Source organism: Nocardia sp. NPDC056100 (genome assembly GCF_042266325.1).
GTDB lineage: Bacteria > Actinomycetota > Actinomycetes > Mycobacteriales > Mycobacteriaceae > Nocardia.
Genome location: NZ_JBHJVY010000002.1, coordinates 1,722,890 through 1,739,770, shown reverse-complemented (window position 1 = coordinate 1,739,770; position 16,881 = coordinate 1,722,890). Strand labels below are relative to the sequence as shown.

15 protein-coding genes are annotated in these 16,881 nt (G+C 66.0%); 10 read left to right on the top strand and 5 right to left on the bottom strand.

Going from position 1 to position 16,881, the window contains the following annotated elements; genetic code table 11:
* Window positions 1-33 precede the first annotated feature (33 nt).
* The 4 genes from ACFC0O_RS20400 to ACFC0O_RS20385 all read left to right on the top strand — a co-directional run bounded on the left by ACFC0O_RS20400 (window position 34) and on the right by ACFC0O_RS20385 (window position 3,981).
* Window positions 34-864, top strand: coding sequence for an SDR family oxidoreductase (locus ACFC0O_RS20400; RefSeq protein ID WP_375960011.1), 831 nt, complete (start codon window positions 34-36; stop codon window positions 862-864).
* Between the two features lies 1 nt (window position 865).
* The gene (locus ACFC0O_RS20395) at window positions 866-1,546 is read left to right on the top strand and encodes a TetR/AcrR family transcriptional regulator (protein ID WP_375960009.1); all 681 of its coding nucleotides are present in this window, start codon (window positions 866-868) and stop codon (window positions 1,544-1,546) included.
* Window positions 1,547-1,683: 137 nt separating this feature from the next.
* Window positions 1,684-2,685, top strand: a complete 1,002-nt coding sequence (locus ACFC0O_RS20390) for a zinc-binding alcohol dehydrogenase family protein (RefSeq protein WP_375960007.1) — start codon at window positions 1,684-1,686, stop codon at window positions 2,683-2,685.
* Between the two features lie 369 nt (window positions 2,686-3,054).
* Entirely contained in the window at window positions 3,055-3,981 is a 927-nt protein-coding gene (locus tag ACFC0O_RS20385; RefSeq protein ID WP_375960005.1) for a LysR family transcriptional regulator, read from the top strand.
* Between the two features lie 11 nt (window positions 3,982-3,992).
* On the opposite strand, the gene ACFC0O_RS20380 is transcribed toward ACFC0O_RS20385, so the two are convergent.
* From ACFC0O_RS20380 to ACFC0O_RS20365, 4 genes are all read right to left on the bottom strand, one after another.
* On the bottom strand, window positions 3,993-4,673 hold the full coding sequence (locus ACFC0O_RS20380) for a hypothetical protein (RefSeq protein WP_375960003.1): 681 nt from the start codon (window positions 4,671-4,673) through the stop codon (window positions 3,993-3,995).
* Window positions 4,674-4,784: 111 nt separating this feature from the next.
* Window positions 4,785-5,573, bottom strand: coding sequence for an oxygenase MpaB family protein (locus ACFC0O_RS20375; RefSeq protein ID WP_375960772.1), 789 nt, complete (start codon window positions 5,571-5,573; stop codon window positions 4,785-4,787).
* A gap of 92 nt (window positions 5,574-5,665) precedes the next feature.
* Window positions 5,666-7,579 (bottom strand): 1-deoxy-D-xylulose-5-phosphate synthase, encoded by a 1,914-nt coding sequence (locus ACFC0O_RS20370; protein ID WP_375960001.1) that lies wholly within the window; start codon window positions 7,577-7,579, stop codon window positions 5,666-5,668.
* A 4-nt stretch (window positions 7,580-7,583) separates the two neighbouring features.
* On the bottom strand, window positions 7,584-8,642 hold the full coding sequence (locus ACFC0O_RS20365) for a polyprenyl synthetase family protein (RefSeq protein ID WP_375959999.1): 1,059 nt from the start codon (window positions 8,640-8,642) through the stop codon (window positions 7,584-7,586).
* 320 nt (window positions 8,643-8,962) lie between these two features.
* Here ACFC0O_RS20365 and crtI point away from each other — a divergent pair, with 320 nt between their 5' ends.
* Genes crtI through ACFC0O_RS20335 form a run of 6 tightly spaced genes read left to right on the top strand, consistent with a single transcriptional unit; the run spans window position 8,963 to window position 16,316 of the window.
* Window positions 8,963-10,483 carry a phytoene desaturase family protein gene (gene crtI, locus ACFC0O_RS20360; RefSeq protein ID WP_375959997.1) on the top strand — a complete coding sequence of 507 codons (1,521 nt, stop codon included), beginning with the start codon at window positions 8,963-8,965 and terminating at the stop codon, window positions 10,481-10,483.
* Window positions 10,480-11,418 (top strand): phytoene/squalene synthase family protein, encoded by a 939-nt coding sequence (locus ACFC0O_RS20355; protein ID WP_375959995.1) that lies wholly within the window; start codon window positions 10,480-10,482, stop codon window positions 11,416-11,418. Before crtI ends, ACFC0O_RS20355 begins: the two co-directional genes overlap by 4 nt.
* Window positions 11,415-12,185 carry a lycopene cyclase domain-containing protein gene (locus ACFC0O_RS20350; RefSeq protein WP_375959993.1) on the top strand — a complete coding sequence of 257 codons (771 nt, stop codon included), beginning with the start codon at window positions 11,415-11,417 and terminating at the stop codon, window positions 12,183-12,185. The genes ACFC0O_RS20355 and ACFC0O_RS20350 overlap by 4 nt, the downstream gene beginning before the upstream one ends.
* Window positions 12,182-13,555, top strand: a complete 1,374-nt coding sequence (locus ACFC0O_RS20345) for a carotenoid oxygenase family protein (protein WP_375959991.1) — start codon at window positions 12,182-12,184, stop codon at window positions 13,553-13,555. Before ACFC0O_RS20350 ends, ACFC0O_RS20345 begins: the two co-directional genes overlap by 4 nt.
* On the top strand, window positions 13,552-15,498 hold the full coding sequence (locus ACFC0O_RS20340; RefSeq protein ID WP_375959989.1) for a nitroreductase/quinone reductase family protein: 1,947 nt from the start codon (window positions 13,552-13,554) through the stop codon (window positions 15,496-15,498). The genes ACFC0O_RS20345 and ACFC0O_RS20340 overlap by 4 nt, the downstream gene beginning before the upstream one ends.
* A gap of 14 nt (window positions 15,499-15,512) precedes the next feature.
* Complete coding sequence (locus ACFC0O_RS20335; RefSeq protein ID WP_375959987.1) at window positions 15,513-16,316, top strand: alpha/beta fold hydrolase; 804 nt, start codon at window positions 15,513-15,515, stop codon at window positions 16,314-16,316.
* Between the two features lie 79 nt (window positions 16,317-16,395).
* Here the strand turns inward: ACFC0O_RS20335 and ACFC0O_RS20330 are convergent, their stop codons facing one another.
* A complete protein-coding gene (locus tag ACFC0O_RS20330) occupies window positions 16,396-16,836 on the bottom strand; it encodes a YdeI/OmpD-associated family protein (RefSeq protein WP_375959985.1) in 441 nt (146 codons plus the stop codon).
* Window positions 16,837-16,881: the final 45 nt, after the last annotated feature.

Sequence of the window (16,881 nt, the reverse complement as noted above, 5' to 3'; positions counted from 1 at the left end):
GTCGGCCGGCTCGGCTCACCGGGGAGGTCCGAGATGATTCCCGTGCGCTTGCGTGGTGCCTGCGTCGTGATTACCGGCGGTGCCCGCGGAATTGGTCTCGCCACCGCGAAGGCCTGTGCCGCACAAGGGGCTCGGGTGTTCATCGGCGATATCGACGAGGCCGCGGCCCAGGAGGCCGCGACCGAGGTGGGCGGTAAGGGGTACCGATTGGATGTGCGCTCGCGCGAATCGTTCGCCGAGTTCCTTGCCGCGGTGGACGGCCCGCCCGATGTGCTGGTCAACAATGCCGGAATCATGCCGATGGGTCGTTTCGCTGATGAGGACGACCTGGTCACCGACGCCATTCTCGATATCAATGTCAAGGGCGTGCTCACCGGCACCAAACTGGTTCTGCCCGGCATGCTCGAGCGTGGATACGGCCATATCGTCAATGTCGCTTCATATTTGGGTGAAGTGCCAGGTGCCGGTCTGGCGTCCTATTGCGCGTCCAAACATGCGGTGATCGGATTCAGTGAGTCCCTGCGCGACGAATTACACGGCACCGGAGTCAGCGTGACCGCTGTGCTGCCCTCGGCGGTCCGCACCGATCTGGTCGCGGGTGTGCAGCTCGGCGGCGTGCTGCCCACGGTTGACCCCGAACGCATCGCCGATGCCGTTGTCGCCTCGTGTAACCATCGCCGCACGATTGTGGCGGTTCCGGGCTGGATGCGTGCCTACGAAATCGCCGCGGCACTGCTGCCCGATCAGCTGATCGCCGCCGTGCGCGGACATCTCACCCGAGATCGGGTGCTACATCGGCTCGACACGCCCGCGCGTGGTGAGTACGACGCCCGCGTGCGGCGCGATGCGGACAGGCTTTCCTGAGATGGGATCGGGCCGGTACACGATCGTCGAACGATCTCGGTTGCCACGCGGACCGCATCGACTGACCCGCGCGGCCGTATCCGCGGTGCAGCGGAACCAGTTGTCCTGGGCGGCAATCGAAGTGGTGGCCCAGATCGGGTACCGGCCATTGACCGTCGCCGACATCATCGGGCGTGCACGGATACCCCGCACGAGGTTCTATGAACTGTTCGACAGCGAGGAGGACTGTTTCGCGGCCGGATTCGGGCAGGCGATGCGCATGGCGGAATCGCGACTGGATTGGGCGGTCGAGAACGCACCCACGCGCGAGCTACCCGATGTGCTGTACGCCTCGCTGCGAGGCTATCTCTCCTTCCTCGCCGACGAGCCCTCGATGACGAAGGCGTTGCATGTGGAAACCCTGTCCGCGGGAGAGCGTTTGACCGAGCAGCGCTCGCACGTCGAGCGGGTATTCGCCCGACGCATCCGCACCGCGTACCTGCGAGCGCGTGCACAGGGCGAGCCGTATCCACATGTCCCGGACCCCGTCTTCGACCTCCTGGTAGGCGGCATCGACCATAGAGTCAGGGCTTGCCTCCGGATGCGCGGTGCTTCGGCCCTGCCTGCCCTGGCACCGACACTGCATCAGGCGACAATGGCGCTGCTCAGCCGCCCGGACTACCGCTCGAATGTGGTGGCCTGAGCCGCCTTTCGGAGACGTTCGCTCGGGCTCACGTACCTCGCGCCGTCACCGACGACGTGGAGGGCGCCTGGCAATCGGATCGGGGTGGCGAATGCGGCCTCTCGTACATGCGAGGTGCGTTGATCTAGGCTCGAGCAATGCGCGCTTGGCAGGTGGAGCGACCGGGGGCGATCGATGACGGGCCGCTGCGGTTCGTTGATCTCGAGGTGCCGGAACCGGGGGCGGGTGAACTGCTGGTTCGGGTGCTGGCCTGTGGGGTGTGCCGGACGGATCTGCATGTGGCGGAAGGGGATCTGCCCGTGCATCGGCCCGGGGTCGTGCCGGGGCATGAGGTGGTGGGGGAGGTTGTGGGGCTGGGCTCCGGTGATACCGGGGGATTCGCGGTCGGGGAGCGGGTCGGGATCGCGTGGCTGCGCCACACCTGCGGGCAGTGTCGTTACTGTGTGCGCGGCGCGGAGAATCTCTGCCCGAATTCGCGCTACACCGGGTGGGATGCGGACGGCGGCTACGCCGAATATGCTACGGTACCAGCGGATTTCGCTCATCGACTGCCGACCGGATACAGCGATGCCGAGCTCGCGCCGCTGCTGTGCGCCGGGATCATCGGCTACCGGGCCCTCGAACGCGCCGCGCTTCCGGCAGGCGGGCGACTCGGCATCTACGGGTTCGGCGGCAGTGCCCACCTCGCCGCGCAGGTCGCTCTTGCCCGCGGCGCGGAGGTCCATGTGATGACCCGAGATGTCGCGGCACAGCAGCTCGCACTGGAACTGGGTGTGAGTTCGGCGCAGGGGGCCGCGGACCCGCCGCCGGTCGCGCTCGACGGCGCGATTCTCTTCGCACCGGTGGGTGAGCTGGTGCTGCCCGCGCTCGAAGCCCTGGACCGGGGCGGGATCTTGTCCATCGCGGGAATCCACCTCAGCGATATCCCGGTTCTGAACTACCAGCGGCACCTGTTCCAGGAGCGAGAGATTCGCTCGGTCACCGCCAACACCCGCGACGATGCCCGGGCGTTCCTGGAATTCGCCGGGAAGCACCGGCTCGAAGTGACCGTCCACCCGTACCCGCTCGATCACGCCGACCGTGCGCTCACCGACCTGGCGCACGGACGCTTCACTGGCGCGGCAGTGCTGGTGCCTTAGATCCGCCCTAAGCGCTGAGGAAAGCAGGGGCCGGGCTTGGGCTGCGGGCGGCTGCACTGGGCCTGGCCCCTGCCGATCAAGCTTCCGTCAGGGGCGACTCGCAGTTCAACAACGATGGCGGGCAGTTCGATCGGCGTCTTCGATCAATCGAAGCTCTTCCGATGACCGGCCGCCGACAGGAGTGAGTTATGCGTCGTTGGCCGCGCCGGCGGCGAGCGGCGCGCGGTATGCAGTCGGCCCGTTGCACAGGTATCCGATGCGGATTTCGCGACGATCGGGGAGATCTATCAGTGATCGGAGAGTGGTCCCCGCATCGAGGTGGCACGCGTTGTCGGTTCGAGATCGACTGGGGCATGGTCGAATAGCGGGATGTTGTTTCGCCAGCTCGAATACTTCGTCGCGCTCGCTCGGGAGCGGCATTTCGCGCGGGCCGCGGCGGCCTGCTACGTGTCCCAGCCCGCGCTGTCCGAGGCCATCCGAAAGTTGGAGCAGGAGTTGAAGGTTCCGCTGGTACAGCGCGGTCGGACCTTCGAGGGACTCACTCCCGAAGGTGAGCGACTGGTGCTGTGGGCGCGCCGGATTCTGGCCGATCACGATGCGCTCAAACAAGAGGTCGTGGCGCTGCAGAACGGGTTGACCGGTGATTTGCGGATCGGTGTCATTCCCGCCGCGGCGGCTACGGTCGCCCTGCTCACCGACCCGTTCTGCGCCGAGCATCCCCTGGTGCGAGTGCGGCTGCATGGCAGTCTGGGATCGGCGCAGATCGTGGATCGATTGCGGCGCTGCGAACTCGACGCCGGGGTCATCTACCCCGATGGGCAGGACACCTCCGGGTTGACCGTCACCCCACTGTATTTCGAACAGCAGGTGCTGATGGCGGGAAACGAACTGCTCACCGGCCAATCCGGCACTCTCAGCTGGAACGAGGTCGTGGAACTGCCACTGTGCCTGCTCAATTCGGAGATGCGTGCCCGCCAACTCGTCGATGACGCGTTGGCCACCCAGAACCTTGTTGCCAGCCCCCAGCTCGAAACCGACTCGGTGGCAACACTGTTCGGGCATGTGGCGACCGGCCGCTGGGCAACGGTGATTCCCTCGACCTGGCTGCGCACCATGCGCCCACCTGCGGGCGCGCGTGTGCTCCGGCTCGAGAATCCCTCGATCAGTGCGATGATCGCGCTGATCACCCCGTCCGTCGAGCCGGTGTCCATGGTGGCGCGGGCGCTGAACGAAACCGCCCGCAGCACTCGCCTCGATGCCGCGGTGCAGCGCTCAGCGGATTCGCTCGAACTCTGAGGCGGCCCGCGTCACCGGGTGAGTGCGAAACAGTCTGCGATGCACGCTATTTCGCCGTATACGAAGTCGATGATGTCGGCGACGGACGAGCCGGATTCGGTGTACGCCCACGCGTTGGTCAGGGCGAAGGCCGCACCGGTGGTCTCATCGGCGGTGCCGTTCCAGGTGCGGAACGCGCCATCGAGGTGTTCGACAATTGCCTGGAGATGGTCCAGGGAATCGTGGACGGTGACCGACTGGGCGAGACCGACCAGGGCCGTGAGGTATCCGCGATAGAAACCGGAGGGGCAGGTCGGGTCGTATCTGTTGGTCATGAGGGCGCGGTCGTAGGCTGCGTAGCCGCGCATGGGCTGGATTTCCCGGTCCACCAGCCAGTGATCGACGGTGAGACTGAAAACCGGTTCGGCCGTGGGTGATTCGATATCGGTCGGGAACGCGGGCGGGTGCGCAGCCGACCCGGTTCCAGCAGGTTCGTACACGGTGGTCGATTCCATACCCTGGCGACCGACCTCACGCCGAATCTCGAGGTCGATGCCCGGGCTGCCGGTGAAGTCCGTTCCGAGGTACCCGACCGCCGCGTTGACGATGTCCTGCTCGGACATATATCCGCTCAGCGCACCCTGCCGGGCTCTGCGCACCGCCTCCTGAATCTCCTCCTGAGCGCGGGGATCCCGGGGATCAGCATCGGACATGCAGACCCTCCTCACATGCACGAGCAGCCGATAGTCTGCACCGTATATCGCGGCACATCGGAACGGCATTACCGAGGCGGTGGGCGAGGTGTCATCGGCGCGCTGTGCGGCTCACGACCTGAGGGCCGCGCTGGCGATGCGGTCCAGGCGCACCCGTGCGGGTACCGCGGAATTGACGGTCCGGATGGTGGTCCCGAACCTGTTGAGGCGTCGTTGGTCCCGCGCGTTCCACGCCATGTCGAACTGCGCGCGGGCGGTGGGGCGCAATAGACCGACCGCGAACAACCGCACGAACGAGCCTGCCGACGGGCGGAGCTGATTCCATACGAGGTTGGGCAGGTACGGCACTGGTGAGGCCATAGCAGAGTCCATGACCAGAGTTTTGAACATCCGGTGGAATACGCGGCCGGTCTGCAATCGCTCGGCGATCATCGTTTCGTAGTACTCGTCGAACTCTGTGACGTTCGGCGGGAGATGCCAGGGTTGCAGCCCCAATACCGCGCCGACCTGACGCCAATCCTGATACAGCAGTTCGCGATCGGGTTCGGACACCGGTGCGTTTATCGCCCTGCGATAGCGAACCAGGCCGTCGAACAGCGTCGCGAGCACCCACGCGTAGGCTTCGGGGTGCAACGCGTGATATCGATTGCCCTCTGCGTCAATGCCTTTCATCGATTTATGCAACTCGAACAGTCGTTGTGATTCGTCGAGCGCACCCTGCCCGCCATAAATGAGCCGCCGGATCGAATCGATGGTTCGAATCAACCGCCCGGTCGGATCGGCGTCATACGCCGAATGGTCGAAGACCGCCGCGGCGATGGACGGATGCGCGGTCTGCATCAGCAGACACGACGCACCCTGCAAGCTCACGGTTCGATCCCCTGCCAAACGCCAGATCACACTGTCCGGTCCGAGGGGTTCCGCCGGGGCGGCGCCCCGCCTCGCGATCGCGTCCACGTTCGTCTCCCTCTGATTGTCGGTGGTGTGTCGATTCAGCTATGCCGATGCGGCGTCGTACCGGATGTGGATGGGGTGGCAAGGAACGCATCGCCCGCCAAACCCGGTTCGGAGTTCGCGGGGATGACGGAATCCACTGGCGCAGAGCGTGATATACCCAGGCCGAGATGCACCTCGGCGACAATGCCCGCCGCGGTGAGCCCGTATTGGTCGAGCAGATCCGCGCGCGCCCCATGCTCGATGAACTCGCGGGGTAACCCGAGCGAGCGGATTCGCGTGTGGTGACCGCCGTCCGCGCACGCCTGGGCGAGCAGTGCGCCGGTGCCGCCGGTGCGGGCGGCGTCTTCGATCGTGACGGTGAGCCGATGGCGCTGGGCCAGCGTCACCAGGGCCGGAGTGATCGGTGAGATCCAGCGCGGGTCGACGACCGTCACCCCGATTCCGTCGGCGCTCAACGCTTTCGCGGCCGCCACCGCGGGGGTTGCCATTACGCCGACCGATACGAGTAGGACATCCAACGGCATGCGGGGACTTCGATGCAGGATGTCCAGGCCGTCCGTTCGGGAGGCTGCCGGAATATCCTCCCCCACAGCAGCTTTGGGAAAGCGCAGCACAGTGGGGCCGGATTCGTCGGTCACCGCCTCGGCCAGCAACTCGCGCAACGAGGCCGGGTCCCGTGGTGCGGCGACCCGTAGCCCGGGCACGACATTGAGAATGCTCGAATCCCACAGTCCGTGATGGGAAGGTCCGTCCGGCCCGGTGATTCCGGCGCGGTCCAGCACGAAGGTGACCGGTTGCCGGTGCAGTGCGACGTCCAGCAGGACCTGATCGAAGGCGCGATTGAGGAATGTCGCGTACAGGCATACCACCGGATGCAGGCCACTCATGGCGAGCGCGGCGGCGGAGCAGACCGCGTGCTGCTCGGCGATACCGCTGTCGAAGACGCGGTCGGGATAGTGATCGGCGAACCGGGTCAGGCCGACGGGCCGCAACATCGCGGCCGTCACACAGACCAGATTCGCATGCCGTGCACCGAGTTCGGCTATCTCCCAGCCGAACACGCCGGTCCATGAGGGCGCCGCGGAGGACACCGAGGCACCGGTCGCGGGATCGATGACCCCGACGGCATGCATCCTATCGGCGAGGTCCTGTTCGGCCGGAGCGTAGCCGCGTCCCTTCTCTGTGACGCAGTGCACCACGACGGTTCGTCCCAGCCGATCCGCGTGGCGCAGTGCGTTCTCCACCGCCACCACGTCATGACCGTCGACGGGTCCCAGGTACACCAGGCCGAGGGCCTCGAACAGATTCCGGCCCGGGGTTCGTGAGTCCGGGTCGGCGCGCAGTTCCCGCAGATGGTGGGCGAGCCCGCCGACGGTAGGATCGTAGGAGCGCCCATTGTCGTTGAGCAGCACAGTAACCGGCTGCTCGGGTGTGGCGGACAGATTGTTCAAGCCTTCCCAGGCCAGCCCTCCGGTCAGTGCCCCGTCGCCGATCAGCGCAAGTACGCGCCGGTCCGACCCGCGCATGCGGGCGGCTTTGGCCAGGCCGTCCGCATATGCCAGAGCGGTTGAGGCGTGGGAGTTCTCGATCCAGTCGTGTGCGGATTCCGCTCGCGTCGGATAGCCCGCGAGCTTGCCCTGCGCGCGCAGGCCGTCGAAGTCGCCGAGGCGTCCGGTGAGCATTTTGTGCACATACGTTTGATGGCCGGTGTCGTAGACGATCGCGTCGGCCGGGGAATCGAATACTCGGTGCGCGGCGACGGTCAACTCCACCACGCCCAGGTTGGCTCCGAGGTGTCCGCCTGTGGCACAGACTTTTTCGATGAGGTGCTGTCGAATCTCAGCGCACAGCGACAGTAATTCGGGCTCGTTCAGATCCCGCAAATCGGCGGGACTCGCGATGGTGCGCAGTACGGATCCGCCGGCCGGTCGACCCTTCGAGGAGGCCATCGGATCAGTGGTTCCGGTGTGTGATCAGGTCAGCCAGTAGTCGCAGATCGTGCGTGTCGGCCGGGCTCGCGCCCAAGCGCGCCAAACAGGTCATGGCGGAGGCGATTTCGCGTTCGGCCTCGGTGCTCGCCCACCGGCGCGCACCCGCGCGCTCGATCAGTTCGGTGAAGTGCGCGACCGCTGGATCATCGACCGGCTCGTCGCGGTGGTACAGCCGCCCGAGCTGGTCACCGGCGGCGGTCCCGGAACTGAGCGCGGCCATCACCGGCAGGGACTTCTTATGGCTGCGCAGATCCGAGCCGACGGGTTTACCGGTCGCGCGCGGATCGCCCCAGATGCCCAGCAGGTCGTCCACGAGTTGGAACGCGGTGCCGAGATGCCTGCCGAACGCTCGCAGCTGTGCGGCCTGTTGCGGTGTCGCCCCGGCCGCGAGCGCGCCGAGTTCGCATGCGCAGCCCAACAGCGCGGCGGTCTTTCCTGCCGCCATGGTCATGCATTCATCGAGGGTGACGTCGGTGCGGTTCTCGAATCCGATATCCGCCGATTGGCCGGCGCACAGCTCCAGCATCGTCGAGATGAGCACGCGCACAGGTGGATTCGGGCACGGGAGTTCGCTCAATACCTCGATCGACAGTGCTTGCAGGGCGTCACCGGTCAGAATCGCCTGACCGACACCGAATACCGCCCAGGCCGAGGGGCGATGCCTACGCGTGAGGTCGTGGTCCATGACGTCGTCGTGCAGCAGCGAAAAGTCATGCACCAGTTCGACAGCCACCGCCGCGGGAATCGCGGCGCGGGTGCGCATATCGCCGTGCCGGCCGCTGATGGCGCGTGCGGCGGCCAGTGCCAGGGCGGGGCGTACCGACTTGCCTGATTCGGCGCACGGCGCGCCGTCGGCGTCCCACCAGCCCGCGTGATATCCGGCGATATGGCGCATCGATCCCGATAGTCGGTCTACTGCGGCCCGGTGTGCCGGTTCCACCAGCGCCCGGGTCTGCGCGAGTACCTCTGCGACCGTCCTGTTTTCGATCTTCGTCTTCGGCTCGAGCGGACCGGCAGTCATACGGCCTCCAGGCTCAAATGGGGGAAGAGGAGAAATAGCCTGAGATGCAATCCAATTGGATACCCTACCGAAGCATTGTCCGAATAAAGGTAACTAGCAAATAGGTCGCAACTTTTCTGCCTTCGACCTTGATGAAGTACAAAATGGCTGGCAGGTCGCGGTAACAACTCACCAAGCGCCCGCTTCGGTCCGTATTAGAAGCCCGCAATTATTCTGCGGCTATGACTTGGCAAATTTCGTGCTAGCGTTTCGGTCGATACGAGCGAAACCGGTTCCGATTCTTAACAATTCCCGCACGACACCGACTGTGAGGCAGACCCATGCGTCAAGTGAGGGGATCGACCGACCATGTGGTCATCGTCGGTGCCGGATTGGGCGGGCTCGCCGCCGCGCTGCACCTGGTCGCCGCCGGTCGTCGTGTCACCATTTGTGAGGCCGAGGCCATCCCGGGCGGGCGGGCCGGGCAGTGGAAACGCGCCGGATATCGAATCGATACCGGACCCGCGGTACTCACCATGCCCGAATTGCTGAGTGACGCACTCGCGGGAGTCGGTGAGCGCCTGGAGGATTGGCTCCCGCTCCAGCGATTGGATCCCGCCTACCGGGCGTTCTTCGCCGACGGTTCACGCCTGGATATCCGCGACACCTCCGAAGGCACCGAAGAGGAGATCCGGCGGGTGTGCGGCGCGCGCGAAGCGGCCGGATACCGCAGGTTCGAACGCTTCAGCACGCGAATGTACAAGTACCAGTTCAACTCCTTCATCGACCGCAACTACGACTCGCCGCTCGGCGCGCTCGCGCCCGATCTCGCACGACTGATCGCGGCCGGTGGTCTGCGCAAGCTCGCACCCAAAACGGCCTCGTACTTCCGGGATTCGCGCACCCGCAAGATCTTCACCTTCCAGGCCATGTACGCCGGGCTCGCTCCGACCGAGGCGCTGGCTCTCTACAGCGTGATCAGCTATATGGATTGTGTTGCGGGCGTGTGGTTTCCGACCGGCGGCATGCATGCGGTACCGCAGGCGCTGGCCGCGGTCGCCGAGAAGCACGGCGTGCGAATCGAATACAACACCCGGATATCGCGGGTGGAGATGGCAGGACAGCGAGCCACGGCGGTGATCACCGAGGCGGGCGAGCGCATCGCGGCCGATGTCGTGGTGCTCAATCCCGATCTGCCCCTGGCGTATCGCGATCTGCTCGGCCACGAACCCGCCCGTCTGCGACGGCTGCGCTACTCCCCGTCCTGCGTGCTATTGCTGAACGGATCCACCCGCGCCTATCCCGAACTGGCCCATCACAACATCCATTTCGGCACCGAATGGGAGCGGACCTTTCACGAGCTGATGGTCCAGGGCAAGGTGCCCACGGACCCGTCCTTCTTCGTGGCGCGCCCGACCGCGAGTGATCCAGCACTGGCCCCGGACGGGAAATCGATCTACTACGTGCTGTTTCCGGTGCCGAACGATACCTCCGGCATCGACTGGCAACGTCGTACCGCGTCCTATCGCGAGGAGATCGGCCGCGTGCTCGATGCCCGCGGGTACCCGGGATTCGACGCCGCGGTCGAGGTGGAGGACGTCGTCACCCCGCAACAGTGGCGTGAACGCGGATTCGCAGCGGGCACACCGTTTTCCGCCGCGCACACCTTCGGGCAGACCGGCCCGTTCCGTCCCGGGAATCTGTACGGGGAGAACGTCGTATTCACCGGCTGCGGCACCCATCCGGGTGTGGGTGTGCCGATGGTGCTGATCAGCGGACGACTGGCGGCCGACCGCATTGTGGGCAGAACCGCCGCCCGCGCCCGGCGCGTCGTCATGCAGGCCGAGGGGAGCCGGGCATGAGCGCGGCCGAACGGGCGCTCGACGCCGCGGGCATCGACGATCCCGAGCTGCGCAGGTCCTACCTGCTGTGCCGGGGAATGCACGCCGAGTACGGCAAGACCTACTATCTGGCGACGCTGCTGCTGCCGCCGGCGAAGCGCCCATTCGTGCACGCGCTCTACGGTTTCGCGCGCTATGCCGACGAAATCGTCGACAACGGTGAGGAATCCGGGCGCGCCGAACGGCTGACCGCCTGGTCCGCGCGAGTGCTCGACGATCTCGCGGCGGGCAGCACCATCGATCCGGTATGCCGGGCGCTTCAGCACACGGTGCGCACCTGGGATATTCCGCACGAGCATCTGATCGCCTTCCTCGAGTCGATGGCGATGGACCTGACCGTCACCGAATACCCGGCCTACGCCGATCTCGAGCGGTACATGTACGGATCGGCGGCGGTCATCGGATTGCAGATGGTGCCCATCCTCGAACCCATCAGCGCCGAGGCGTACACCCACGCGCATCAGCTCGGGGTGGCGTTCCAGCTCACCAATTTCATTCGTGATGTGGCCGAGGATCTGGCGCGCGGGCGCGTCTATCTGCCGCTCGAGGATCTCGCCGCCTTCGGCCTGACGCGCGCCGATCTGGGGGCCGGGGTGGCGACACCGGCGGTGCGGGAGTTGATTCGCTTCGAGATCGACCGCACCCGGGGCATCTACGAATCCTCCAGGCACGGAGTGGATCTGCTGCATCCGACCAGTCGGCCGTGCATCGAGACCGCGTTCATTCTGTACGGCGAGATCCTGGACGAGATCGAACGGCAGGACTGCGACGTATTCGCCAGGCGCGCCCGGGTCGGCAACTCTCGCCGTCTGGCGGTGGCCGTGCCGCGGTATCTGCGCGCCCGCAAGGCCCGCCTGCCGCAACCGGTCGGCGCGGGACGGGCGGACCGGTCGTGACCTACTGGCAGTTCCTGGCCGTATTCATTGCCCCCGCGCTGGTTCTGGTCGCGATATTGGCACTGCGGCAACCGATTTCGCCCGCATCCCCGTGGCGCATCGGCTTGCTGACCATCGCGGTGCTCGCGCCGGTCGCGGTCATCACGACCACACCGTGGGACAACTACCTGATCACGCATGACATCTGGACGTATCCGCCGGATCGGGTACTGGCCACGATCTTCGCGGTGCCGGTCGAGGAATACGTCTTCATGATCACCCAGACGCTCGCGACCGGGCTGTGGACGCTGTACCTGCTGCGTCGCAACGATATTGAGCCCGAGCCAGAGGACTATCTCGGCGGTCAGACCCGCTGGGTGCCGGTCGCGGGATGGGCGACTCTATTCGTGGCCACCGTGACCTGGGCACGATCGGACTCGCTGATGTACTTCACCGCGATCATCGTCTGGTTCGTGCCGCTGCTCATGTTGCAGAGCGCGGTGGGCTCGGATGTCCTGCACGCACGCAGGCAACTCCGGTTCCTCGCGGTAGGGGTGCCAACCGTATTGCTGTGGTGCGCTGACCGATTCGCGATCTGGCAGCACATCTGGATTATCAATCCCGACCTCACCGTCGCCGTGCGGCCGCTGGGACTGCCGATCGAGGAGATGATCTTCTTCCTCGCCACCAATCTGCTGGTCGCCAACTCCGTCATCCTGACCACGGATCCGGTACTGCTGCGTCGCCTGCGGATGAATTCGCGCCTCGTCGCGGTGGGGCAGCGGTGACCGCGACGTCGAATCCCTTCCTGCGCGGTGCTTTCGAGCCGGTCTACGGTGAACACACCGAACATGACCTGCCCGTCTCCGGCCGCATTCCCGAGGAACTCGATGGGCTGTTCACCCAGATCGGCCCCAGCCCGGTGCGGCAGCCCGGCCGGTTGCGCCGCAGCCGCTACATCTGGTTCACCCAGGACGGGCTGGTGCACGGCATCCGGATCGAGGGCGGACGCGCGAAGTGGTACCGCAACAGGTGGATTCGCTCCCGGCGGGTCAGCCGGGCACTGCGCGAATCGCGTCCGCCCGGGCCGCGGCACTTCTTCAACGATGTGGTCAACACCAATGTCATCTGCCACGGCAATATGCTGCTGGCCCTCGTGGAAGCCGGTTGCGTACCCGCGCGGTTGAGCCCCACCCTGGACACCGTCGAGTATACCGATCTGGGTGGTTCACTGCCGCGCGGATTCAGCGCGCACCCGAAGCTGGATCCGCATACCGGCGAGCTGTTCGCGGTGGCGTACACCCCGCGCAGCACGCGGGTCGACTATCTCGTCGTCGGCGTCGATGGGCGAGTGCGCAAGCTCGAGCGGCTCTCGCTCGGCGGCCGCCCGATGATGCACGATATCGGGCTCACCCGCAATTACGCGCTGCTGTACGACCTTTCGGTGCGTTTTCATATTCCGACCGCGATCAGCGGACGGTTCCCGTTTGTCTGGGATCCCGGACATCAGGCGCGCATCGGGGTGCTCCCGCGCGACGGGGACCGAAACAGCCTGCGCTGGTTCGACATTCCGTCCTGCTATGTCCTGCACACCATCAACGCCCACGACGACGGCGAGCGGGTGACGATCGATGCCATCCGTTATCCGCGCATGTTCGAACCCGGGCGCGACCCGCTCTCGTACGAGGGCGTGCCATGGCGCTGGATCATCGACCTGCGCACCGGCGGGGTCACCGAACATCAACTCGACGATCGCCCACAGGAGCTGCCGCGCATCGATCCGCGCCTGGTGGGGCGTGAATATCGCTACAGCTACGCGATCGCCGGGGACAGCACATCGGTCATCGACCATGAGCCGACCACGCTGGTATGCCGCGATTCGGCGACCGGTACGACGCTGACGCGCGGCTCCGCGGATCAGGTGCCGAGTGAGATGGCCTACATACCAGGCGATTCCGACGGCGGTTGGCTGGTCTACCTGGCGCTCGACCGAGTTCGGCAGGCCAGCGATCTCATCATCGTCGACGCGGCGGACTTCAGCGGACCGCCCGTGGCCGTCGTGCACCTGCCCAGGCGGGTTCCCTATGGCGCGCACAGTAATTGGATCCCCGCGACAGATCTGATCCGCGAGCAGCACAGGGAGGACACACGGATATGAAGGACGCGATGATCGGGGCGGCGCAGCGGGTCATGTCCACCACGGGGTTTCGGAAGATCGCGCCGTCGGTCATCCCCGGTCTGGACCGCGCGGTGCATCGGCTGACCGGTGGGCGCAAGATGCTGCTGACCCTGCCGCAGCCCGAAGTCGGTTTGATACTGACCACCGTCGGTGCGAAAACCGGTCTGCTGCGCCGCACTCCGCTGGTCTGCCTGCCGGACCGTGAGCGCGACACCTGGCTGCTGGTGGGGAGCAATTTCGGCAAACCCGGCCATCCCGCGTGGACGGCGAACCTGCGCGGGCGACCCGACGCGACCATCAGCTGGATGGGCCGGGATATCGCGGTGTGCGCAACGGAATTGGATGGTGAGGAGCATGCGCGGGCCTGGGACGAGGTGGTGGCGTTCTGGCCGCCGTACGCCACCTATCAGGCCGGCACCGAGCGGCGGATCCGCCTGTTCCGGCTCGACCGGCGCACCCCGCACACTCGTCCGCCACGCATCGCTATCGTCGGTGCGGGCATCTCCGGACTCGGTATGGCGGCCAAGCTCAAACAGGCCGGAATGGACGACTTCGTCATCTACGAGAAGGCTTCCGAGGTCGGCGGGGTGTGGCGGGACAACACCTATCCCGGGCTGTGCTGCGATATCCCGGCGCGCAACTACTCGTTCTCGTTCGCGCCGAATTCCGAATGGAGCCGGTACTTTTCGGACGGCCCGGAGATCCAGGGCTACCTGAGGCGCGTCGCCGACGAGCAGGGCCTGCGCCCGCATCTGCGCCTGGGGCAGGAAGTGGTCGAAGGCCACTACAGCGACGGTGGCTGGCAGTTGACGTTGGCAGGCGGCGAGACCGATACCGTGGACCTGCTGCTGTGTGCGACCGGGCTGCTCGTGCATCCCAAACAACCTGACATTCCCGGAATCGAGCAATTCACCGGGCGCACTTTCCATTCCGCGCGCTGGGAGCATGACGCCGAACTCGTCGGTAAGCGAATCGCCGTGGTGGGCAACGGTTCCACCGGTGTGCAGCTGACCAGCTCGATCGCGCCCGGGGCGGCACACTTCCTGCTGTTCCAGCGAACCCCGCAGTGGGTGTTCCCGAAACCCAACAAACGCTATTCCGCGCTCACCAAGGCCATGCACCGGCGCTCAACACGTCTCTCCCACATCGCACTGCACGGCTGGCGCACCCTGTTCGACGCCACCGTCGGAACGGCCGCCATCCGGCCCGGCTGGCAGCGCACCGTGCTGACCTGGGGTTGCAAACTCGCTCTGCTGCAAGTGCGTTCACCACAGCTGCGCCGCACGCTCACACCCACCGATCAGCCGATGTGCAAACGCCTGATCGTCGCCACCGGGTTCTACTCCGCCATTCAGCAACCACACGTGGAAGTCATCAGCGACCCTATCGAGCGCGTCACCGCGACCGGGGTCATCACCCGCGACGGTCGCGAGCACGAGATCGATGTGCTGGTGTTCGCCACCGGATTTCACGCCGAGAACTACATGCGGCCGATGTATCTGGTAGGCGAGAACGGGATGACCCTGGACAAGGCATGGAATCAAGGCCCGCGCTCCTACCGCACCGTCGCGGTGCCAGGGTTCCCCAATATGTTCATGCTCGTCGGACCGAACAGCCCGTTCGCCAATGAATCGGTGATCCGCACCGCCGAAACTCACGCCGACTACATTCTGCGCTGGGTGCGACTCTTCGCCGCCGGTCAGGTCACCGAGGTCGTACCCACCGCCGAAGCCACCGATGCCTTCAACGATCAGGTCACCGCCGCGCTACCCGCCACCACGTTCGCATCCGGATGCGACAGCTGGTACCTGGACTCCACCGGCACCCCGGTCATCTGGCCCTGGTCCGCGCGCGCCCACCGGCAGATGCTTGCCACCGTGAATCTCGACGAATTCCACACCCGCACAAAGGAATCCCACTGAGCGCCCGCCCCGCGGTGCTTTTCCTGCACGGCATCGCGGCCACCTGCGACTCCTGGTCAACGGTTCGCGCGGAACTCGAGCACGACCATGACACCGACGCCTACGACCATCGCGGCCACGGCGCCAGCCCCCACCATGGTCCCGCGGATCTAACAGTCACCCAGCTCGCCGCCGATCTGAACGCAACGCTGGACGCCTTGAATTCCGCCGAACCCGTTGTCCTGGTCGGCCATTCGCTCGGCGGTATGACGATCATGGCCTATGCCGCGAACCACCCCGAGCATTTCCGCTCCCGGGTGGCCGCTGTGGTCCTGGTCAGTACAACCGCCGGGAACTTCGATCTGGGATGCGGACTGCCCGGCCCGCTCGGTTCGCTCGTGGCCCGGTCATTCCGCACCGTCGCCGCGGTCATCGCGGCTCCGCCGAGTGGACCGCTGGGCCCAATCGTCTCGCGCACAGCCAAATTCGTACTTCGAACACTGACGACCAGCCGATGGCCGCTCTATAGCTGGTCCACCCCCGCCTCGATCCGTCGCGACTGCTCCGCCGGCATCGCTGCCACCCCACCGCAGTCGCTCCACACCCTGCTGCCCCAACTCGCCGCCCACCGAGCACGCGACCTCACCCCACTGCATGAGGTCCCCGTCCTGATCCTGGTCGGCACCGAGGACCGCCTGAGCCCACCCGCACACAGCCGGGACCTGCGAAAGCTTCTGCCGCAGGCCGACCTGCACCTCATTCCCCGCGCGGGCCACGTTCTCCCACTCGAGCAACCACACGCCGTCGCCGCACACATCCGCCGCCTCCTCAGCGCCTGACACGCTCGCTGACCGCCTTCCCGGTGTGCCCGGCTCGGTTTTTGGGGGTCGAAGCGTCCAGGACGTCGGGTGGCTGGAGCTAGTCGGCCGAGAGGGTGGCGATGGACTTGGCTATGCGGCGTTCACGGGTCGCGGCGGTTTTCGCGCCCTCGATCGACAGGACGTGGGCGCGGCGGTTGCTGTACGACAGTCGATCGAAGGCGGCGGCCGCGCGTGGTTCACGGTTCAGCGCCGCGGCGAAGTCGTCGGGGACCTCGACCAGGCGGGGCTCGGTATCGAGTTGGAGATCGATCTCGACTACGTCGTCCGCGGCGATGCCGGTCTGCTGCCGGACGTCGGCGTTCAGGCCGAGCATGTATACCCCGTTCATCGGGGCCACCGAGTTGCGGAACACGGTGTCCCCGATGGTGACCCGGACTTTCGGCCGCTTACCGCCGCCCAGGGCTTCGACGACCTCGGGCGGCACCACGACGCCGGTCGCTGTCTTGCCCGCGAGCAAGACGGTCGCTGTGAACTTCATGGCGGGCTCCTTCTGTGATGTGTGCAGCTTTCGAGTGGGTAGACG